19 protein-coding genes and 2 pseudogenes are annotated in these 21,527 nt (G+C 38.4%); 18 read left to right on the top strand and 3 right to left on the bottom strand.

Going from position 1 to position 21,527, the window contains the following annotated elements:
- The first annotated feature begins 232 nt into the window (after positions 1-232).
- On the top strand, positions 233-817 hold the full coding sequence (locus ACQKMH_RS24185) for a hypothetical protein (protein ID WP_427589883.1): 585 nt from the start codon (positions 233-235) through the stop codon (positions 815-817).
- Positions 818-841: 24 nt separating this feature from the next.
- Positions 842-1,231, top strand: coding sequence for a hypothetical protein (locus tag ACQKMH_RS24180; protein ID WP_427589882.1), 390 nt, complete (start codon positions 842-844; stop codon positions 1,229-1,231).
- Between the two features lie 161 nt (positions 1,232-1,392).
- Here ACQKMH_RS24180 and ACQKMH_RS24175 read toward each other — a convergent pair whose 3' ends face one another.
- Positions 1,393-1,806, bottom strand: coding sequence for a DnaA N-terminal domain-containing protein (locus ACQKMH_RS24175; protein ID WP_427589881.1), 414 nt, complete (start codon positions 1,804-1,806; stop codon positions 1,393-1,395).
- 344 nt (positions 1,807-2,150) lie between these two features.
- Positions 2,151-2,309, bottom strand: a complete 159-nt coding sequence (locus tag ACQKMH_RS24170) for a Spo0E family sporulation regulatory protein-aspartic acid phosphatase (protein WP_427589965.1) — start codon at positions 2,307-2,309, stop codon at positions 2,151-2,153.
- Between the two features lie 703 nt (positions 2,310-3,012).
- Here ACQKMH_RS24170 and ACQKMH_RS24165 point away from each other — a divergent pair.
- Positions 3,013-3,504 (top strand): annotated as a pseudogene (locus ACQKMH_RS24165) (GyrI-like domain-containing protein).
- Between the two features lie 736 nt (positions 3,505-4,240).
- Here ACQKMH_RS24165 and ACQKMH_RS24160 read toward each other — a convergent pair.
- On the bottom strand, positions 4,241-4,417 hold the full coding sequence (locus ACQKMH_RS24160) for a homing endonuclease associated repeat-containing protein (RefSeq protein WP_284471157.1): 177 nt from the start codon (positions 4,415-4,417) through the stop codon (positions 4,241-4,243).
- A gap of 203 nt (positions 4,418-4,620) precedes the next feature.
- Here ACQKMH_RS24160 and ACQKMH_RS24155 point away from each other — a divergent pair.
- From ACQKMH_RS24155 to ACQKMH_RS24085, 15 genes and pseudogenes are all read left to right on the top strand, one after another.
- Positions 4,621-4,806, top strand: a pseudogene (locus tag ACQKMH_RS24155) (site-specific integrase); the annotation flags it as partial.
- Positions 4,807-5,276: 470 nt separating this feature from the next.
- Complete coding sequence (locus ACQKMH_RS24150; RefSeq protein ID WP_427589880.1) at positions 5,277-7,025, top strand: alkaline phosphatase D family protein; 1,749 nt, start codon at positions 5,277-5,279, stop codon at positions 7,023-7,025.
- Between the two features lie 59 nt (positions 7,026-7,084).
- Complete coding sequence (locus tag ACQKMH_RS24145; RefSeq protein WP_427589879.1) at positions 7,085-7,297, top strand: twin-arginine translocase TatA/TatE family subunit; 213 nt, start codon at positions 7,085-7,087, stop codon at positions 7,295-7,297.
- Between the two features lie 170 nt (positions 7,298-7,467).
- Positions 7,468-8,178 (top strand): twin-arginine translocase subunit TatC, encoded by a 711-nt coding sequence (tatC, locus tag ACQKMH_RS24140; protein WP_427589964.1) that lies wholly within the window; start codon positions 7,468-7,470, stop codon positions 8,176-8,178.
- Positions 8,179-8,648: 470 nt separating this feature from the next.
- Positions 8,649-9,278, top strand: coding sequence for a YitT family protein (locus tag ACQKMH_RS24135; protein WP_427589878.1), 630 nt, complete (start codon positions 8,649-8,651; stop codon positions 9,276-9,278).
- 368 nt (positions 9,279-9,646) lie between these two features.
- Entirely contained in the window at positions 9,647-11,059 is a 1,413-nt protein-coding gene (locus ACQKMH_RS24130) for an amino acid permease (RefSeq protein WP_427589877.1), read from the top strand.
- Positions 11,060-11,277: 218 nt separating this feature from the next.
- Positions 11,278-11,736: a hypothetical protein gene (locus tag ACQKMH_RS24125; protein WP_427589876.1), complete on the top strand. Its 459-nt coding sequence runs from the start codon at positions 11,278-11,280 to the stop codon at positions 11,734-11,736.
- Positions 11,737-11,813: 77 nt separating this feature from the next.
- A complete protein-coding gene (gene phnX / locus ACQKMH_RS24120) occupies positions 11,814-12,668 on the top strand; it encodes a phosphonoacetaldehyde hydrolase (protein WP_427589875.1) in 855 nt (284 codons plus the stop codon).
- A gap of 176 nt (positions 12,669-12,844) precedes the next feature.
- Positions 12,845-14,608, top strand: a complete 1,764-nt coding sequence (gene xsc, locus ACQKMH_RS24115; RefSeq protein ID WP_427589874.1) for a sulfoacetaldehyde acetyltransferase — start codon at positions 12,845-12,847, stop codon at positions 14,606-14,608.
- A gap of 150 nt (positions 14,609-14,758) precedes the next feature.
- The gene (locus ACQKMH_RS24110) at positions 14,759-16,117 is read left to right on the top strand and encodes an aminotransferase (RefSeq protein WP_427589873.1); all 1,359 of its coding nucleotides are present in this window, start codon (positions 14,759-14,761) and stop codon (positions 16,115-16,117) included.
- A 148-nt stretch (positions 16,118-16,265) separates the two neighbouring features.
- Positions 16,266-17,015 carry a PIG-L family deacetylase gene (locus tag ACQKMH_RS24105; protein ID WP_427589872.1) on the top strand — a complete coding sequence of 250 codons (750 nt, stop codon included), beginning with the start codon at positions 16,266-16,268 and terminating at the stop codon, positions 17,013-17,015.
- A 53-nt stretch (positions 17,016-17,068) separates the two neighbouring features.
- Positions 17,069-18,130, top strand: a complete 1,062-nt coding sequence (locus ACQKMH_RS24100; RefSeq protein ID WP_427589871.1) for a YeiH family protein — start codon at positions 17,069-17,071, stop codon at positions 18,128-18,130.
- Between the two features lie 253 nt (positions 18,131-18,383).
- Positions 18,384-19,094, top strand: a complete 711-nt coding sequence (locus ACQKMH_RS24095) for a GntR family transcriptional regulator (protein WP_427589870.1) — start codon at positions 18,384-18,386, stop codon at positions 19,092-19,094.
- 511 nt (positions 19,095-19,605) lie between these two features.
- Positions 19,606-19,983: a hypothetical protein gene (locus ACQKMH_RS24090; RefSeq protein WP_427589963.1), complete on the top strand. Its 378-nt coding sequence runs from the start codon at positions 19,606-19,608 to the stop codon at positions 19,981-19,983.
- A 30-nt stretch (positions 19,984-20,013) separates the two neighbouring features.
- Positions 20,014-21,282: an erythromycin esterase family protein gene (locus ACQKMH_RS24085; RefSeq protein ID WP_427589869.1), complete on the top strand. Its 1,269-nt coding sequence runs from the start codon at positions 20,014-20,016 to the stop codon at positions 21,280-21,282.
- Positions 21,283-21,527 lie beyond the last annotated feature (245 nt).

Here is a 21,527-nt window from a genome sequence, read left to right as displayed (position 1 = left end):
GGAACTGTTCCCGCCTCAGCCTTCAGTCTTATAGCTTTGTCCTACACCCTTCAGCTTTAAAGCTTTGTCCTTCAACCACTACTTAGATTATTCCATAAACAGCATCTTCTATGAGAGAATTTATTTTCACTTCTTTAATATGACAAATAAGTTTATTTTTAAAAACATTCTAAATATTTAAATGTAAGAAAAATATTGAGAAAAAAATCTACTAGAAGGGGAATAGAGCATTATGAAAAATATATTTGTCTTTTCATTATCTTTGATTATTTTATTTAGTTTTGTAGCTCCTTCCTTTGCAAGTAAAGAAGTTAGCAACGAGACATCGACACAACAAGAAGTTAACAAATATGCCTATACTTTTAATGAACTAGAAATAATAAGTAATACAATTTTAACGGAGCAAGAGATTGAAAATCTCTATAATGAAGTTATGAGTATTAATACACTTAACTCTGGTGGTATAACTGCATATGGACCTATTTCAGGTGGATCAACAAAAACTGAAATAGCTCCTATTTATAGAACCTACAAAAATACCGGTGTAAATGAAGCCAAAAATCTAATTTTTGCATATATGATGAAAAAGATTCCTAAAAAATTGACAGATAGTGTATTCGCTAATTGGCTTTTTGTAAAGTTAAATAGTTGGTCCAAAATTAGTCCAACTTACGTGGGTTCTTGGGTATCAAGTTCATATAGCAATGCAGAAAAGAAAAGAAATTATCATGCGACAGTGGTTCATTATGGCAAAAGTAATTACACATCACCTAAATCAGTTCAATATTTCCAATGCAATTACTGGTTTGGGAAATGATAAATCGAGGAAATGGGGAATAAGATGAATATGAAAATATTATTGAGAATAGGTATCTTTTTATTATTTTCTTTTCTTATGATTTTTGATTATTTCCCTCATATCATTTTCAATGACATTCCTAAAACTGTACTGACAATTGGAATGATCTCATTAGCGATTGTCTATATTGTCATTAATCAAAAGACTGAAAAAAATTGTGAAACAAATTCATTAATTGGAGAAGCAGCATTTATTTTTTATATGTTCGTGTTAATAGGAGTATTAACGTTAATGGGGGGGAAATCCACTGTAGGAATCTCCTTAAATAATCCTATTTTATGGTTTGTTTTATTATTAACCATAGTAGATATGACTGTAAGATATAGGAGGAAAAAGAACTCTAACAAAGGCACAGTGAACCGAAGAAGTTAGACATTTTATTTAATTGGGCGTCCATGAGGGCATGAACCCGGTAATCTACCGAGCTCATGCTTTTATAATTTACGTTACCACGTTGATTTGAGAGAATAAATAGAATGCTTAGTTCAAAAAAAGATATGATTCATATAAAATAAAAAGCCTTAAGAGCACCCTTATTTCGCAATGAACCGGATCGCGTAATCTTTTCCATTGATATTCTTAAGCAAGGATATTATTAATTCAGCGTACCTTTCCTCCAGCCAATCTCGTGCGAACTCATTAGGTGCAACTAATGTCATTTGGTCATTTTCAATCGAAGATACGAACACATCTTTAAACCATGTTTCATAGCTCGGCTTTGAGATCTTTTTCTGCAATAGTACTTTAACTAACGAGAATAAATCATCATGTTCATCTGATGATTCCGTATGTAATTGGACATCTTCAATCGGTTGTTCGGCTTCTTTTTTCTCTGGTTTTAAATGATCTATTATCTTGGTGACTCGTTTTAATTCATGTTCAAGTGAAAGTTTAAGCTCTTGTAACTCCTTCATTAATGTATCTTCAGATTTATCATTTCCAGCCATTCTAATGCCCCCTTGATGTCAGGTTTTTCATTCTATTTATTATAGCTTCATTTTTTGTTCTTGTTCTTGTACGATTTTTAAACTTGAAGGGGAGGTAGTATGATGAATGAAGGAGTGGTACTTTTCAGTTATCAAATTGTAGAAGATGTGGTATTCTTTTTTATCAAGAATAGAATACAAGAGTTGGAGGTGATTAAGTGAGGGAGTTGCAGCTGCATGGACTACCCGGTGAATAGTAAAGAGCCTTCGCATGAATTCCGAGTGATATTACCTGAAGTTAACTTGAGTTCATGAAGATTTACAGTAGGGTGAACAACCAGGTTTCATTTCTGTTTTTAGACGAGTTAGAAACCAATTGGTTCTTTTCCGTGACCTAGTAAATTCAAAAGTTTATCTAGTTCCTGACTTTTATGTAATGTTTTTGGGGCAGTAAATCCGTATAGAAATGCTGTAGTTATTAGTTCTTTCCTCAATATCTCAATTTTTTCATGTAATGCTTCCATACTCTCCAATGCAAAATCCCTCAAGTACTTTCATTTTTATTATGAATCTATTATTACATAAATTAGGATGTTTTTAAATAAGAAGTGAGTATTTACTTATAAAAAGTTGTTACAGTATTCACAAGTCATGAAAGTCATGAACTTGGAAAAAAATAGAAGTCCACTTTTTTAAAGCAATTGCCTTTCAATCTCAAGGATTATTGAGAGCTAGCACTTAGAGGCTTATTCGTGTGTATACTTAATTTTATGCAATATAATACTGTCTAAAGTGAGCATAATATGACAGGACTGAAGTATATAGCATTGTTAGAATCTTTTAAGGAGTTGTGAGAAATGAAGTTGGCTAAATCTTTACAAAAGGCGATAGACGACATGGAAGAACATTTATTAGATAATATAACGATAGAAGATATAGCCAATCAAGCAAAAATATATTCCCATTACATTTTCAGCGCATATTTACAATTTTTACATAGGTGTATATCTTCGCCGCCACCGTTTGACATTAGCAGCTCAAGAATAGTTTGGTGCTAATAGCAAAATCATCGACATTAGCTTTAAACATGGATACGATCCTGAAGCTTTCTCAAAAGCTTTTCATAAACGACATGGTGTTACGCCGAGTGAAGCACGAAAAGGGGGCGGAAAGTTGCAATCCTATAATCGCCTGACTATACAGGTAAAACTGAAAGGAGCAGAACCAATGAAATATCAAATTATTGAAAGAGATACTTTTCAAGTGGTAGGAATTAAACGAGAATGTTCATGTGATCCAGCATGTAATACAGAGGATGCTGGACTTCCGAGTATTGGAGAATTTTGGGGTGAAGTACATCAAAATGAAACAGTCAATCAATTAATTCAATTAAATAATGGACAAATAAAAGGTCTATTAGGTATTACTGATAATTATAATGAAGAGAAAAACACAATCGACTACTGGATTGCTTCAGAACATAGTGGAGAAGTGCCAGATGGATTTTCGAGTTTTGTATTACCTGCGTCCAAATGGGTCGTATTTGATGTTTAAGGACCTGCCCCAACCGCAATGATAAATACATGGAAGCAAATTTATTCAGAATGGTTTCCATCTAACAGCTATGAACCTGCTGATACTGCTGCAATTGAAGCATATATAGATTCAGATCTCTATAGTCCGAATTCAACTAACGAAATATGGGTTGCAATAAAATAAAAAAATAGATCACTGTTTCTAAACCATAAGGAATTAGTTTGCCTGGAATAAGTATAGAATCCTTTAATGAAAATAAAAAAAGCATTTACCAATGGCGAAACTAAATTTTATGGATCGAACGCTATAATGATGTTCAAAGGACGTTGTTAGGTAACCAAGCCATCCATTGTAAAAGTGATCTCATGTCGATGAAACAATGGGAAGTGAAGGAGCCACGGACTTAAAGTGAAACAATTTCCTTAGACATGGAAATATTGGAGCAATAAATTAATGGAACGAATAAAGCTAATAAATATCCGGACAAGTTAAGACGTATGTAGGAATAAAGGAGTTGTACTAGAAGATTTATTCAAACATAATTCTCCATTAGGCTGGGAGTATATCAACTTGTTAGGGGAGTATCGTTTTGATCCAAAAGGGATTACTACTTTAGATTCATTAAGACCGTTGAACAACCAATAATAGTAATAAGTACCGGTTACACCTTATCGTGGTGAAAACCGGTTATTTTTTTATTCAGATTTCCTAAGCGTTGTAGACATTCGCGTTTTGCTAGTGGTACCCCTTATGAAATTAACCTGCCCCGATAGTTCAAAAAGGTATTTTTTCACTCGGTTTAATGTACAATAATGGTAAGAATTCTACATTCAAAAGGCCACCAATTTGGTGGCCTTCTTAACTTTACTTGCCTTATTTATACTAATTTGAAAAATAAATGTTTATGTATCGTTTATAGTTAAGATCCAATGCTATGTTCTACTGCATTATCCCAACTAGGAAAATAATACAATGCATTTTTCATTAACTCCGGATCTGACTTCTTTACCTCTTTCTTCCGAGGTGGCTTCCCTTCTTTTTCTACTAATTCAGAAATTTGATTCACGACTTCTTCAACACTCATATTTACTTCCATCTCTGTTCCCTCCTTCTTGTTATTATTTATATATTTCCCCAATTGATGTAAAGTAATACAATTTTTCTTTAGCTAAACTACCAGTTTAGTTGAAGAGGGGTATTTTTTTCTCTTAATACTGAAATCAGAGAAAAAATCGTACATTCAAATCTTTGGTACATAAGGGTTATGGAACCGTACTTTTGAATAGAGAAGAAAGGTCGATGAAGAAGACGCAACCAAAAGATGTGCAGCCGTTCCGGAATCAGCAGCAGTTAGAAGATATGAAATGGGCGCTAAAGCGCCATTGTTCGGAATGATATTACATCCAGTTTGTCGCAGGCTGCGAGACTGGCCTACGTGTCGGGAACCTACTCAAGCTCACCACAAAGCAAATCTTGGACCTTAAAGTGCATCCCAGAACTTCATTGCTTGTTTGTCGATTGTATAGACAGTGACCTGATCTTTCTTCGCTAGATGTTTATAAGGGCCTTCTTCTTATTTTGCCTGTGCTAACCTAACTTTTAATAACGTTGCTACTATTTCACATACTTCGCTTAAGTTCTACACGTAACAAATGGGTACTAAGAGTTCATTATAGGTCTTATACCCAAATTGAGATAATCAATACCAGTTATTTGTAACGATTAAATAAATGATTCATTAAGAAAAATAGGATAAAAGACTGTCGTTATATGTAAAAATCTGTAGGTCTATGTAAATATTAGAGTGAATCAACTCATTTTTTTGGGTCTATGAGTTCTAAAAGTCCTGTACGAAAATTCCTAAGTGGGAATTTATTGATTTACACGTCTTCATACACCTTTAAAAATGACCTTCTATACTTGAGACAGATTCAAATATTAGGAGGGAAAGATCAATGAATAATGATAAAGCGATGGATGAGTTAATCAAAAATTGGAGCGAAGTAAGCTTAGGTAAGAATATGGACCGCCGAAACTTTATCCAGGGAGCAAGTAAACTTGCCGGACTTTCATTAGGTCTTGCCCTTGCACAATCAATGGGTGGGATTGAAGTGAATGCTGCCCCGAAATTCAGTGATTATCCATTTACGCTTGGTGTTGCTTCCGGTGATCCACTCTCGGATAGTGTTGTTTTATGGACAAGACTGGCACCTGATCCGTTGAATGGAGGAGGTATGGCACATGAAGCCATTTCAGTTAGGTGGGAAGTGGCTAAGGATGAAAATTTCAGAAAGATTGTTCAGCAAGGCAAAGAAATAGCCAGGCCCGAACTTGGCCATTCTGTTCATGTGGAAGTAAGCGGGTTAAAACCCGATAAAGTCTATTATTACCGTTTTAAATCGGGCGGTGAAGTAAGCCAGATTGGGAAAACAAAGACACTTCCGCCAATTGGTTCAAGTGTTTCGAGCCTTTCATTCGCATTTGTTTCATGCCAGCAATTTGAGCATGGCTATTATACGGCCTATAAACATTTGGCAAAAGAAGATTTGGATCTTGTCTTTCACCTTGGCGATTACATATATGAGTACGGACCAAATGAATATGTTTCTCCCTCAGGGAATGTCCGTGTACATAGTGGCCCGGAGATCATTACGCTTGAGGATTATCGCAATAGATATGCACAATACCGCTCTGATACTCATTTAAAAGCGGCACATGCAGCTTTCCCATGGGTCGTGACTTGGGATGATCATGAAGTTGAAAACAATTATGCTAATGTCATTCCGGAAAAAGGGCAATCGGTGGAAGCATTCATCAAGAGAAGGGCAGCCGCTTACCAGGCTTATTATGAGCATATGCCTCTTCGTAAATCGTCGTTGCCAAAGGGAGCGGATATGCGGTTATACCGAAACTTCTCATATGGTGATCTAGCCTCTTTCTTTGTACTTGATTCACGTCAATATCGGGATGATCAGGCGAACGGCGATGGCAGTTCACCGCAAACGCCTGAGTCACTTGATCCGAAGCGTACATTACTCGGTCCAGAGCAGGAAAAGTGGCTAACTGATAATCTATCGATTTCAAAAACGAAGTGGAATGTGCTGCCACAGCAAATTTTCTTTGCACAGCGGAATTATGGAACACCAACTGCGCCCAAATACAGCATGGATTCTTGGGATGGTTATCCGGCTGCTCGTGATCGTTTGATTGATGTCATAAAAAGAAAAAACATGGAAAACGTGGTCGTATTGACCGGTGATGTTCATGCTAGTTGGGCATCCAATTTAAAAACGGACTTCAACGATCCAAATTCAAAGATTTTCGGAGTGGAGTTTGTCGGCACATCCATAACATCTGGTGGAAATGGAGCAGACAAGCGTGCGGATACGGATAAAATACTAAGTCAGAATTCACATTTAAAGTTTTTTAATGATTACCGGGGGTATGTACGCTGCAAAGTAACACCAGAACAATGGAAGGCTGACTATCGCGTTGTTCCATTCGTGACAGAACCTGGAGCGGATATATCGACACGAGCCTCCTTTGTTTTTGATAAGGATCAAACAGGTCTGCGAAAGGTGGCATCAAGAACGGTAACGGAAGGTGTACAAAAAACGAACGAAGTCGAGGAAGATCGGACACGTGCACATAGTCGCGCACATGATAAGCAAATAATGCGCAAACAGGGGAAAGTCACTAATTGATAGAAGGACAAGGAATCGTGAACAAGAAAAGTTCTTGAAATTGAAAGGAGTGAATTAGAATGCTTTCTAATATTGGGATACCAGGGCTAGTCATCGTTCTCGTGATTGCATTGATTATTTTTGGACCGTCGAAGCTGCCGGAAATTGGACGTGCATTTGGTCGAACATTATCCGAATTCAAAAGTGCAACCAAAGGATTGGTGAATGATTCAGAAAAAGAGGATGAAATCGAGAATAAAGCTGCGATAAGGGCTGTTAAAAAAGAAGGATGAATTTTATGAGGAAGGGCGGGCGGAAAGATTAAGCCTGCTTCTTTTCATGAGAGCCAGAGGATGCATTACTTTAACCAATACTTAATGACGAAGCCATTCTGATTTATGTTATATGGTTTGTAAATGGATAAAAAGGAGGAGTGAAAGTGGAGAGCAAGGATGTACACGTTATGGAGCATATGGAGGAACTACGAAGCAGAATCATTAAAACACTGATAGGATTTCTTGCTTCTTTCATTGTGAGTTTCATATTCGTACAGGATATTTATGAGCTGCTGATAAAGGATTTAGAAGGGAAACTTGCGGTGCTCGGACCCAGTGACATCCTGTGGGTGTATATGATAATCGCTGCGGTTTGCGCGATAGCTGCGACGATCCCGCTTGCAGCCTATCAGTTATGGCGCTTTGTGGCTCCTGCGTTGAAACCGGAAGAGAGAAAGGTTACTTTTCGATTCATCCCTGGGTTGTTCTTCTTATTTATTATAGGTATCTCTTTTGGATATTTTGTGTTGTTTCCCATAGTGCTGGGTTTCCTAACTTCCCTATCTGCCGGACAGTTCGAGATGATGTTCACAGCGGAAAAGTATTTTCGGTTCATGATTAATTTGATCTTGCCTTTTGGGATTTTATTTGAAATGCCGCTTGTGGTCATGTTCCTGACTAGATTAGGAATCATCAATCCGAAGGTGTTGAAAAAGTCTCGTAAGATTTCTTACTTCGCCCTTGTTATCATTTCGATCGTGATTACGCCTCCTGATATCATTTCGGACATTTTGGTCATCATCCCTTTACTTGTGCTATATGAAGTGAGTGTCCAGCTGTCCAATATGGTTTATAGAAAAAGGCTTATGAAAGAGGAGTCAGCTTTACCTGTAACATGAAATGTATCTACTAACCTTTTGGAAAAAAACATTTCTTAGGAAATATTCAAAGGTACACAAAAAAGTTGAGGAGGAAATCCCCTCAACTTTTTTTATGGAAAAATAATACTTTGTGAAGTGATAAGGACAGTGTTCACTTTCTTTAGAATAAATTAACAAGAAAAAAGCAATATTTCAAAGGCATCTATAATGGGTTTTCATACATTGCCGGATAAGATGCATAAACATGCTCAGGATTAAACAGGGCATGTTTATTTATTTTTTTGGAGGAGTGAGGATTCTTAATAGCGAATAATTGTAATCACCTGAAATTTAGAACAGTACTAGATCAAAAACCTGCAATTTAACACTAGATACTTAAATTCCTGAATGATTCGAAATAAGTCGATGGAGTAATGAATGTTGATATTATCATTACAGTATAAATAGATATCTAGGTTCAAAATGCATGAAAGGGAAGGTGAGTACTCATGAAAGATTTAATGAAAATTATTGCAGGAAACATTTCCATGACCTTTGCTTATGCTTACTTAATCGTGCCCAATGAAATTATTAATGGGGGCGTAACTAGCTCTGCGTTGTTAATGAATGCTTTATCGGGTTATAACATTGCCATGCTGGCTAATTTAGTTACTGGATTTTTGTTAATCATTTGTTTAGTTTTTTTAGGTAAAGAGTACTTTGTTAAGTCGATAGTAAGTTCACTTAGTTATATGTTATTTTTCAATTTTTTTTATTCACTGAATATACGTTTTGATTTAAATATCGTTTTAGTGGTTTTAATATCGTCGATTTTGATAGCGTTAGGATACTATCTTTGTATAACAGCAAATGCCTCTACTGTTGGTTTTGATGTGATCGCACTAATTTTACATCATAAAAATAAAAAAATAGATATTGCAGTGACAATAAGGATTATAAATCTAATCGTACTGGTCCTAGGGCTACTTGTTTACGGTTATTCATCGATCATTAAGGGTGTTGCGTTTACCTTGATCTTTTCATACTTTTTAAAGAAAATGCTGGATAGAAAGCAAAATTCCTTAAAGGCAGAATTGGATCGTACAGTCGATGAAACTTCCAGAGTGAAAGAAATATGAATCATTTGAATGATCTTGTATTTAGGCTCTCCATACATTTCTTTTCAGATTTTTATTTTGTTATCTAAATATTCTGATTTTTAATTGACTTTAAAAAAATCAGAGTGTATTATACACATAGTAAGTGGTACTAACGTCATGACGTAGTGATGTTATTTCTTCTTGCAAAATTGGATGATAGGGAGGGGGAATAGTAAATCAAAATTAAAGTTATAGAGTTATCTCCTGAGTTGTTTGAATAGGCCGAGGTTCCAAGTTCCACTATCCTTGTGAAAATGTAAGGGACAGAAAGCGAAATTTTTACTTTTACATCGATGTAGTGATTATCTTTAGTTGATTCCCCAAAATATTGAAAGTTGGTGGAGGGTATGAAACATCAACAAGAAGAACTGAAACCAGGTCTGAAACAAAGACATTTAACGATGATATCATTGAGTGGAGTCATCGGTGCTGGTTTATTCGTAGGAAGTGGCATCATTATTGGTCAAACGGGCCCCGGAGCGATTTTATCATATGTTTTGGCAGGCTTGATCGTTGTTTTAGTCATGAGAATGCTTGGGGAAATGGCTACAGTAAATCCCAATACTGGATCATTTGCGGTTTATGCAAGAGAAGGAATCGGTGAATGGGCCGGTTTCACCACAGGTTGGTTATATTGGTTCTTTTGGGTCATCGTAATTGCATTGGAAGCGACGGCAGGAGCTGCAATCATACATGGCTGGGTTCCTTCCGTTCCGGTCTGGGTCATAAGTCTCTCGCTGATTATCCTTTTGAAGCTGACGAATATATTTTCCGTTAAATCGTTTGGTGAGTTTGAATACTGGTTTTCGATCATTAAAATAATCAGTATCATCCTATTTTTGTGTCTGGGCGTTGCAGTGATTTTAGGTTTTATCCCATCAATAAAACCACCTGGCACCTCTAACCTTTTGAACTTTGGCGGTTTTATTCCAAACGGGATAAGTTCAGTACTTGTCGGGGTCGCCATTGTTTTCCATGCTTTTGTAGGAGTGGAGATTCCTGCAATTGCGGCTGGTGAAACGAGTGATCCGGTTAAATCAGTAAGAAGTGCATTGAACAGTGTGGTTTGGCGAATCCTGATTTTCTATATTGGATCCATCGCCGTACTAGTGACCCTTTTACCATGGAATTCGGCTTCCTTGCTTAAGAGTCCGTTTGTTGCCGTTCTTGAAATGCTAGGAATTCCTTCTGCTGCCCTGATCATGAATATAGTGATTCTCATTGCATTGCTTTCCTGTTTGAATTCCGGATTATATACAAGCTCCCGTATGTTATTCTCCCTTGCACAAAAGGGTGATGCACCAAAACTATTCTCAAGGGTGAGCAAGAACGGTGTCCCTATCCTTGCTGTAATCGGCTCTACATTATTTGCCTTTATCAGCACCATTTTCAGTTACGTATCACCAGATAAAATCTTTTTCTTTTTAGTGAATTCCTCGGGAGGGGTCGGAATACTTGTCTATTTATCGATTGCGGTTTCCCATCTCCGATTAAGGAAGAGGATGGAGAAAGAAAATCCCGGAGTTTTCAAGATCAAGATGTGGTTATTCCCGTATTTAACGTATGCAACCATTCTTTCCATGATTTCCGTGATCATATTAATGGCATTTATCGATTCCCAGCGTCCTCAGTTTATCTTTACCATGCTATTTAGCTTGATCGTTATCTGTTCTTTCTTTTTCATTCGACGAAGAAAAGCGAAATATATGGAGAGTGAATTAAATATTGTTCCTGGTTCCCCTAATTCCGAAAAATTATAGCTTTTAGCATTGGCACTAAACCATATTAAAAATTCTACTATGTTTTTCGACTCAATTTAACTTAAGAATAGATTGTTTCGTATACTTCTATGATATTCCTCAGATAAAATTCTTCAAGCACTTTTCAACTAGAATATGATTCCCATAGAAAAAAGAGTGTAATGTACCAACAAGCACGAGGTGGCATTGTCTTTTTAATTCATTATGGAGGGATTACCTTGAATGTTTCCCGTTTATTTACCAATGGGCTCATCTTTGGCACCATATTGATGCTGTCAGCCTGTAACAATACAATACAATCGGACGAACACAACCAAGAAAAAAATCCGGTTACAAATGAAAAGTCCGATAAAAATGCAGCAGAGACCCAAGATGCAGAAGTTATTAAAACTGGTGTCGACGAAGTGGTTCAATCAATAGATGCTTTGGTAACAGAAGTAAATGCCGAGGCAGATCCAGAGAAAATTCAAGAACTTGGCGAAAAGGTCAGTTCTAACTGGGATTCGATAGAGAAGCAAGTGGAAGATGATTATCCCGACTGGTATGAACGAATTGAGAAAAATCTTTACCCATTAATCGGGGAGTCAGGAAATCCAGAAAAAGACACAGAAAAAATCCAGGAACTCTCTAAAGCAACGAAAGAAGATTTACGGTTATTTTTGAAAGAAGTGAAATGAATCTACGTTATATTCGGATCCAACACAAAATGAGACTTTTTTTCGGTTTTTAACCGTTTTTTTGAGGGGGGAAAGAGATGGAGAAGGGAGAGGAGATTGGCTTGGAAAGTGCAAAAGAATGGAACGAGGTACAGGCAGTAATATTTGATTGGGCAGGAACGACGGTGGATTATGGTTGTTTTGCGCCGGTCGAGTCATTTGTCGAGATATTCAGGATAAGGGAAATTGAAATCACCATTGAGGAAGCAAGGGAGCCCATGGGTTTATTGAAATTGGATCATATAAGGGAACTCCTGAAAATGACTCGAATCCGGAATTTATGGATTGTTAAATTCGGGAAAGAGCCGGACGAAAGAGATCTAGAATCATTATACAAGGACTTTGAGGCTTTGCTTTTTAAGGTTCTCAAGGAGAACGCCAAACCTATACCTGGCGTAATTGAATTAGTCAGGCGTTTAAGGCAGCAAGGAATAAAAATCGGTTCGACAACAGGGTATACTCGTGAAATGATTAATATTGTTAAAGAAGAGGCGAAAATATGGGGTTTTCAACCAGATTCCATTGTTACGTCTACCGAAGTGCCTACAGGAAGGCCTGCACCTTGGATGTGCTTTAAGACGGCGATGAATCTCCAAGTGTATCCACTCAGCAAAATCGTTAAAGTCGGCGATACGATCAGTGACATCAAAGAAGGCATTTCTGCGGGAATGTGGACGGTTGCCGTATTGAAAGGCGGCAGTGAAATTGGCCTTTCAGAAGCAGAAATCAACGAAATGGACCCTTATGAACTGCAATCCCGTATGAAAACTGCTGAAAACCGTTTTCTGAATGCAGGTGCCGATTTCGTGATTGATGAAATAGGCGATTTATTGGAGATCATTGATAGGATCAACTACAGATTGACCGAAAAAAAGGATACCTTTATTAGTTAATTAGACGTTTGTTCATATAATAAAGCTGCTGTCTCTTAATGGTGAAACTAAAAAATTCAAAAAATTCAATTTATTAATTGACTGTTTAATCTAATGGTAGTATTATACATCTTATAACTGGTACGGACGTCACAACGTCGTTATCAGAAATAAATATAAATTAAGGAGAATGTGCTATGGTCGAAACAAAAACGGTAAGAGGAACGAAAGTTAAAATGACACCAAGTGAAGCCATCGTTGAGACGTTAGTGGCCGAGGGAGTTAAACATATCTCGGGAATTCTGGGATCTGCCTTCATGGATATGCTTGATTTATTGCCAACTGCAGGCATCCGTTTTATTGGTGTCCGCCATGAACAAAGTGCAGCACATATGGAAGATGCCTATTGTCGTGTCTCAGGTGTGGCCGGGGTTGTCATCGGGCAAAACGGACCTGGAATGACCAATATGGTCACCTCTGTTGCAGCGGCCAATCAAGCTCATACTCCTATGGTGGTCATCTCTCCTTCAGCTGGTACACCAACGGTTGGATGGGATGGTTTTCAGGAATGTGATCAAGTTTCCATCTTCAAGGCCATCACGAAAGAAACGGTTAGAGTGACACACCCAGGCCGGGTCGCTGATTGCCTTAGGACAGCATTTCGGATTGCCTATGCCGAGAGGGGACCGGTTTTATTCGATATCCCCCGTGATTACTTCTATGGTGAAGTGGAAGATCAAATACTACAACCTCATCAATATCGTGTAGATGAAAGAGGTTGCGGGTCTTCTGCATCCTTGGATAGAGCGGCAGAAATTTTGGCTGAGGCTGAGTATCCTGTGATAATATCCGGCAGGGGAACGGTTGATTCAGATGGCATTGAGGAAATTAAGAATATTGCAGAATATTTAACAGCTCCGGTAGCTGTCTCCTATATGCATAATGATGCTTTTCCTTCTGATCATCCCTTATCAGTCGGCCCAATCGGTTACATGGGTTCAAAGGCGGCTATGAATACACTTAAGAAAGCGGACGTCATATTAGCGGTCGGTACAAGATTATCAGTATTTGGAACGTTACCATGCTATGACATTGATTATTTCCCTAAAGATGCGCAAATCATCCAAATAGATATTAACCCAAGGCAAATTGCCAGAACACATCCAGTGGAAGTTGGAATCATCGGAGATGCCCGTGAAGCGAGTCGTGAAATCTTGAAACGGTTGAAGGCTAATAAACCTAACGTAAAACAAGAAAAAAATCGGATAGTCGAAGTAACGAATGAAAAACAAAAATGGGAAGAAGAATTGGTGAAACTTGCGATGATCGATGGAACACCGATTAATCCGCGTCGAGCCCTTTTGGAATTGACTAAGGTGTTGCCTGAAAATGCCATCGTCACTACAGATATCGGTAATGTATCGTCAACTGCAAACGCTTACTTGAAATTCAACCAGAGCAGAAGACATATCGCTGCGCTTACATTCGGGAATACAGGATTTGCTTACCCATCCGCACTAGGTGCCAAGTTAGCTGAGCCGAATACGCCTGTTTTAGCCATTGTTGGAGATGGGGCATGGGGGATGAGCTTACATGAAGTGAGTACGGCCGTTGAAGAAAACATACCAGTCATCGCGTGCGTCTTCAATAATAACGCATGGTGCGCAGAGAAAAAGAACCAAGTAGATTTTTATAATAACCGTTTTGTAGGGGCGGATATCCAAAATCCTGATTTTGCAGAAGTTGCACGATCAATGGGTGCAGTTGGTATTAGAGTGGAAAAACCGGAGGAATTAGGGTCTGTTATAGAAAAAGCAATAAAATCAAACAAACCGACTGTCATTGACATACAAGTGGATGGAACACAGTTAGCTCCTCCATTTAGAAAAGATGCATTAAAAATGCCTACTAGATTATTAGAAAAATATTCTCATTTAGATCACAAAAACTGGGATAAATGATGGTGTGAAAAGAGTATAACGGTGAAGCGATGACTTTATGATGTAATTTAGTCGTCGCCATTCACCACTTGGTTCTAGTTTATTAAGAGTCTGTTACTGCATGGGAACGTAACTTAATAGCGTTCAATGAATAATAAGGGGGTTTCAATTGTGAAGTTGGAAACTGAAACGAAAGACCTTGTTCAAAAGGATAAAGATCATTTATGGCATGCAATGCATCGCTATAATGAAAAGGATGCTCCCATGATGGCTACGGAAGGAACCGGCTCATGGTTCACGGATACTAAAGGAGATAAATATTTAGATGGAGTTTCCGGATTATGGTGCTTGAACCTGGGCCACGGGCGGAAAGAAATCGCCCAGGCAGCCTATGAACAAATGATTAACTTATCTTATTTCCCTTTAACGTTAAGCCATAAGCCGGCCATCGAATTATCGGCAAAAATAAGTGAACACTTAAAGGGTTCCTATACAACTTTTTTCACGAACAGCGGATCCGAGGCGAATGAGACCGCATTCAAGATCGCTCGTCAATATCATTCTCAAAATGGAAACCCTGGGAAATATAAATTCATCTCTCGGTATCGAGCTTATCATGGTAATACGTTTGGCTCATTAAGCGCAACGGCACAAGCGAATCGGAGAGTGAAATATGACCCAGGTGTTCCTGGTTTCCTCCATGTGCCGCCGCCGTACAGTTATCGTAGCTCGTTTGGGGAAAACGTTGAAAACTCCGATCTTCTTGCAGCTGATTATATCGATCAGGTTATTAACTTTGAAGGATCCGAAACGGTAGCTGGCGTTATTCTTGAACCATTCATCTCTGGTGGAGGGGTCCTTATTCCTTCAAAAGAATACTTAACAAAAGTTGCTGAAATCTGTAAGAAACATGATGTACTTTTAATTGTGGATGAAGTGGTTTCAGGTTTTGGAAGAACCGGAAAAATGTTTGGGTTCATGCATTCAGATGGGGTTCAGCCAGATATTGTAACGATGGCAAAGGGTTTGACCAGTGGATATCTTCCACTTGGGGCAACAGCGGTGAACTCAAGGATTTATGAGAAATTCAAAGGTGATGGTCATTTAAATCACTTTAGGCATGTGTCAACATATGGAGGACATCCTGCATCATGCGCAGTAGCTCTTAAGAATATTGAAATCATCGAAAAAGAAAAAATTGTTCAAAGAGTAGCTGAACTAAGTGAAACAAAGCTAAGTGAGCTCTTTGAATTGACAGCTCTTGATAAAGTCGGGGAGGTACGCGGGGTTGGATTCTTATATGGAATTGAATTAGTGGAAGATAAAAAATCAAAAACGCCCGTTTCCGATGAGTTCATGGGAAAAGTAATAGGATCATGTAAGGCTAAAGGGCTTATCATCGGCCGTAACGGTGATACAGTTCCTGGATATGGGAATGTATTGATCATTGCACCCCCTTTATCTTCAACAAATGAAGATTTAGATTTTGTCATTGAAACAGTAAAATCCGTTTTATATGAATTATGCTAATCGATAAAAGGTGATTGGCCTTTAGAGACATATCGTAACCGATTAAGAAAGATGGGCATGATATGTCTACCTGTTTTGACATCCATGTCCATTTTTTTATGTTGGGTCTAACTGTGTGGGATCTGGACAATACGAAGTAGGAGGAACTATGCAAACACAACGCAGGTTATTGGTGGTACTTGCACATCCCGATGATGAATCATTTCTGTGTGGCGGAACCATTGCCAAAATGTCAGAGCGGGGTATTCAAATAACTTTACTATGTGCGACCAAAGGCGAAATGGGCAGGCGCATGGGAAATCCCATTCTTACAACAAGGGAGGCATTGCCTGGACTTAGGGTAAGGGAGTTGAAAAGCGCTTGTGAAGAATTAGGGATCAAAGACCTGCGATTTTTACATGTAAGGGATAAAACGATTGAATTTGAATCCATCGATTTATTGGCGGAGAGAATCATAAAGGTGATTCGTGAAGTTCAACCGGATGCACTCGTAACATTCCATGAGAAATATGGGGGACACCCCGACCATTGTGCGATTGGCCGTGCTACCGAATTTGCTTTTCTAAAATCCGGTGATCCCGATTTTTATCCAGATCCCGTTTTTCCCGCTTTTAGGATTCATAGTCTGTACTTTGTCCTTTGGCACGCTTTTTATGAGGATTGGCTAAATAAAAATGGTCAGAGCAGTATCACAAGAGTGAATATAACAGGGACTTTACAGAAAAAGATCCGTGCCCTAAGGTCCCATCGTTCCCAAACTTTAGCCGTTCCGGAATTGTGGGGGAACCAAAATCCGAGCTTGCCTTTTTTAAAGAAATTCGAGTATTTCATCAAAGGATATTCTCCTTCTAATATAGAAGAAACTGATCTTTTTCAAACGATTGAAAGGATGGGATGACCCATATATTAGCTGTTAAAAGTCTTTAGTATATGGAAAGGGGGAAGGAATGTATGGAATTAGAAAAATATGAGCCACTGGAAGAAGTCATTGAGGAGCCAAAAAAATCGAAATCACCGCTTCAAAATAGCAAACTTTTGTGGTTAAGCGGTATCGCCTTCACTTTTTTTATTGCCCTTTTAGGCTTGGGGCTATCTAAAATTTCAGGATTCAATCGAATTGGTCCTCTTGCGTGCTCGATCATCATTGCCGTTATTTATCGTCAAATCGCGGGATATCCAGAAAAATTCCGGACTGGAATTGAATTTTCCGCTAAAAAACTATTGCGTTTGGCCATTATTTTATACGGGTTGAAATTAAATATCGATGTGATTTTCAATCAGGGTTTGCCATTGTTGGTCCGTGACATAGGGACAGTAACATTTGCCATCGTCGTAATGGTCCTGATTGCGAAGTGGTTAAAGGCAGATACATCCATTTCCCTTCTACTTGCGGTAGGAACAGGGGTATGCGGCGCAGCAGCCATCGCGGCAATTTCTCCAATCGTGAGAGCTAAGGAAGAAGATACAGCCATAGGCGTCGGGATAATCGCTTTAATGGGAACACTATTTTCTATTATATACACCCTAATTCGCCCGATTCTTCCGCTATCGAATGTGGATTATGGTATATGGTCAGGGATCAGTCTTCATGAAATCGCCCATGTTGCATTGGCAGGGGCTCCGGCAGGTGAAGATGCGCTAGCGATTGCACTCCTTGCAAAATTGGGCCGTGTCTTTTTACTTATCCCATTGTGTTTCATATTTATGTATTGGATGAAAAAGCGCACAAAGGAAAAAATGGGCCATGATGCAAAAATTGATTTTCCGTGGTTCCTCGTTGGTTTTATTATCATGAGTTTAATCGGAAGCTATGTGTTTGGAACCTATATTACAGTGTCACCAGCCGTAATGGATGGTATTTCTAAAACGACTACATTTGTTTTGACAATGGCCATGATCGGTCTAGGACTGAATGTAAGCCTGCAGGCACTTCGCACAAAAGCCATGCGTCCCCTTATAGCCATGACCATTACTTCTTTGCTTCTTTCCATCATATCGTACTTTATCGTTTAATATATGTATGGAGGCTTTCCATTGTTGTCCCACTTGATACCGGATAAAGATCTACCCTGAATAGGCGATGCTATTCGGGGCTTTCGACTACATACAAATAAAACGGTTATTTACACCTGAACAAGAGTTGTATTTGAAAAGAATGGTAAGGAAATGTGAAGTGTTGCCGTGTTTGAATATTATAACTATTTGGTTTACAATAAAAGAACTGATACGAACATTACAATGTCTTTATCTGTTTGGAGGAAATTTTATGGAGTTAGACTTTAATAATCCACTCCCTTTACATGCTCAATTAAAAACTATATTGGAAAATCAGATTTTGGAAGGGTATTATAAGGACAAAATCCCGAGTGAAAGGGAACTCATGGATATGTATTCTGTCAGCAGGAGCACTGTACGGGAAGCCGTTTCCATCCTGGTCCGTGAGGGAATATTGGAAAAAAGGCATGGCAAGGGAACGTTCGTATCCCTAAAACCTGTACAGGAATGGCTTAAGATGATAAGTTTCACTGAAACTACAAAAAGCATGGGAATTAAATTACTTGATCATGGCCGTGTATTGACACCTGAAAATATAGCTGATGCAAATGGGTTTGAGGATGGATCATACCATATCAAAAGGTTGCGCTTACAGGGGGATATCCCCATAGCCATTGAATTACATTATTATTCTATGGAACTAGGAAAAAAATTGACCCAATTCGATTTAAGTACCACAGTATTGTATGATGCACTCGAAGGAGATTTAAACATTAACTTTTGTGAAGCGGAACAGATCATTACCTGTGGATTCCCAACAAAAGAAGATGCAGAGCATTTAGGCGTGAACGAAACGATGTGCTTACTGATTACGGAACGTATGATTTTTGATTCCGAGGGAAATTTGGTAGAGTACTATAAAGGTTTATTCCGATCTGACATGTATTCTTTTGCTATGAAAATGTCGAGAAAGAACAATTGATTTTGCTTTTCCGACGCTTAAAGTGACCTAGGCTTCTAGTAGGGAGGCTTAGGTCGTTTTCGGTTCTATAGTATTTATAGATGGATGATTGATGAACTTGAACGGATTAAAAACACAAGTCAAGTAATTCAATAAAAACCCCATTATCTACATTCTTTATTTGGAGAGGTGAAGTATGATAGGCTTGTTGGCTGCCACCTGTAGTGAAAGCCTTCCCGTCAACTTATTATGAGTTGAAATTTTCAGCCCTTTCGTAATGCCGTTGGTACGACAGCACATTAAAAATTCCCCGATTCACCTTTTCCATGAGCACTCCTCACTCCAGACCAGTCCACCTTATCTGGGAATTATCTTCTCTCTTTTGATACCCAAACTATACTTAGGCCGATCCAGGCGGATCAGGCTTGCTTTTTTTTCGGGGAAAATCCTTTTTCATATTAATATTTATAGGATTGGTCGCATAAGGAAAATCTATAACGGAAGATTATTAACAAGGGTGTTAAGGGTGACTATGGAATTGAATAAGATCAAGGATATAACTCCGGAAAATGTAAAAAAGATACAGACTGTAATCAAGGGAATGTCTTTCACAAAAAACTTCAGGTCTGCTACTGCTGAAGAATGGTTTGTTTTTATTCCCGGCTTTAAGGATCCAAATACTGGAGGCGCTGCTGGAAAGGCTATTGTTCACTACAATCTATATGGAAACAAAGATATGTTTATTAACACAACGGTCATTATAGATGACCAAGCTCTTTTTGAAGATGGAAATTTTCAGCTGCTTTACTCCATTTGTGATGAACTTGTAAATCGACTGGTGGGATATGCTGATACACTCCTGTCAGTACACGCAGGTTCAAATTCTTATAATGCTGAGTACAAACGATGATGGTCGTAAGAAGAATGGGAGGAAAAATCAGTGCATCATAATCTGGTTCAGTCAATAATCGAACATTCAGTACCTTTTACAAGTGAAGCTGATTGGGATAAGCTCGTTCAGCAAGTTGAAAATTCAAAATTTGTACTGCTGGGAGAGGCATCACATGGAACATCAGAGTTTTACACGGCACGTGTTGAAATGACAAAAAAACTGATTAAAGAAAAAGGGTTCACCTTTGTTGCCGTTGAAGGCGATTGGCCCGCATGCCAGGCAATTAATAGATATGTTAAAGGGTATGACCTAGTAACTAAATCCGCACAGGATGTTCTCAAAAGTTTTAACCGCTGGCCGACCTGGATGTGGGCAAACGAGGAAATGACCGACCTGATTGAATGGATGAAAGAATACAATGAGTCTGGTCAAAATCAAACAAAAGTTGGATTTTATGGGATAGATATCTATAGTCTTTGGGAATCCATGGATGAAGTTATCCATTACTTAAAAGAAATTGATTCACCTGACCTTGAAGCTGCCAGACAGGCGTTCACATGTTTTGAGCCATTCAATCGGAATAATGAGGAGTATGCAGTTTCCGCGGGCATTTTTTCGGAAGATTGTATAAAGGAAGTTGCCGAATTACTGACAACGATTCAGCGAAAAAAAGAAAAATATCCCCATCACGAAGAATTGAATTTGAACCTTCAAGTGAATGCATTGGTAGCGTATAATGCAGAAAATTATTACAGGACCATGGTGGTTCATGACGATAGATCATGGAATATTCGAGATATGCATATGGTGGATGCACTTAATGCAATCATGGATTTTTACGGTTCGGAAGGAAAGGCGATAGTATGGGAACATAATACACATGTCGGCGATGCCAGCGCAACGGATATGAGAGATGCCGGGATGATTAACGTTGGCCAGGTAATTCGTGAGCAAAATCCACCTGAACATGTATATATCATAGGATTCGGAACCTATAGTGGAACTGTTATTGCGGCAGATGAATGGGGCATGAATCTTGAAATAAAAACAGTACCGCCGGCAATGAATGGAAGTTGGGAGGAGGCTATGCACCTTTCAGGAGCATATGATAAGATGCTCATTTTCACCGATGAAAATCGTCAACTATTCAGAGATAGGGTTGGACATCGGGCGATCGGGGTTGTATACAGACCGGAATATGAACAACATGGAAACTATGTACCTTCTGTAATGTCAGATAGATATGATGCTTTTGTTTACATTGACGAGACTCAAGCCCTTCACCCGCTTGTTCATGAAAAAGCACCTGTTGTGTAGTGAAAATAAAAAGCGAAGCCGTTTTGTTTGTGCTTAGTCAATGCTACCCAATGTTGATGTATGAAAAATTGCTTGTCAATTTAAAAACTTGAAATTCAAAAAAAATGATGATGAAAACAAAAAAAATTAAAGGTTATATCCTACTGATAAAGGTGAAAGGATTATCCTTTTTGAAAAAAGAAGGAGAGTATAAAGTTGCATTATCCGAATTTTCTTGAGGCAAAACGGAAACGGGTTTTCATCTT

The sequence above is a fragment of the Peribacillus sp. NPDC097895 genome (genome assembly GCF_050277555.1).
Lineage (GTDB): Bacteria > Bacillota > Bacilli > Bacillales > DSM-1321 > Peribacillus.
Note: the sequence above shows the minus strand (reverse complement) of the source record. Positions and strands in the feature narration are given on the sequence as shown.

Bases quoted from the DNA above. Each gene is read 5' to 3' on its own strand.
- ACQKMH_RS24090 (WP_427589963.1), top strand. From the start codon at position 19,606: ATGGAATTGAATAAGATCAAGGATATAACTCCGGAAAATGTAAAAAAG.
- ACQKMH_RS24100 (WP_427589871.1), top strand. From the start codon at position 17,069: ATGGAATTAGAAAAATATGAGCCACTGGAAGAAGTCATTGAGGAGCCA.
- ACQKMH_RS24170 (WP_427589965.1), bottom strand. From the start codon at position 2,309: ATGGAAGCATTACATGAAAAAATTGAGATATTGAGGAAAGAACTAATA.
- ACQKMH_RS24130 (WP_427589877.1), top strand. From the start codon at position 9,647: ATGAAACATCAACAAGAAGAACTGAAACCAGGTCTGAAACAAAGACAT.
- phnX (WP_427589875.1), top strand. From the start codon at position 11,814: ATGGAGAAGGGAGAGGAGATTGGCTTGGAAAGTGCAAAAGAATGGAAC.
- ACQKMH_RS24175 (WP_427589881.1), bottom strand. From the start codon at position 1,806: ATGGCTGGAAATGATAAATCTGAAGATACATTAATGAAGGAGTTACAA.
- ACQKMH_RS24135 (WP_427589878.1), top strand. From the start codon at position 8,649: ATGAAAGATTTAATGAAAATTATTGCAGGAAACATTTCCATGACCTTT.
- ACQKMH_RS24150 (WP_427589880.1), top strand. From the start codon at position 5,277: ATGAATAATGATAAAGCGATGGATGAGTTAATCAAAAATTGGAGCGAA.
- ACQKMH_RS24185 (WP_427589883.1), top strand. From the start codon at position 233: ATGAAAAATATATTTGTCTTTTCATTATCTTTGATTATTTTATTTAGT.
- ACQKMH_RS24145 (WP_427589879.1), top strand. From the start codon at position 7,085: ATGCTTTCTAATATTGGGATACCAGGGCTAGTCATCGTTCTCGTGATT.
- tatC (WP_427589964.1), top strand. From the start codon at position 7,468: ATGGAGCATATGGAGGAACTACGAAGCAGAATCATTAAAACACTGATA.
- ACQKMH_RS24105 (WP_427589872.1), top strand. From the start codon at position 16,266: ATGCAAACACAACGCAGGTTATTGGTGGTACTTGCACATCCCGATGAT.
- ACQKMH_RS24180 (WP_427589882.1), top strand. From the start codon at position 842: ATGAATATGAAAATATTATTGAGAATAGGTATCTTTTTATTATTTTCT.
- ACQKMH_RS24095 (WP_427589870.1), top strand. From the start codon at position 18,384: ATGGAGTTAGACTTTAATAATCCACTCCCTTTACATGCTCAATTAAAA.
- xsc (WP_427589874.1), top strand. From the start codon at position 12,845: ATGGTCGAAACAAAAACGGTAAGAGGAACGAAAGTTAAAATGACACCA.
- ACQKMH_RS24160 (WP_284471157.1), bottom strand. From the start codon at position 4,417: ATGGAAGTAAATATGAGTGTTGAAGAAGTCGTGAATCAAATTTCTGAA.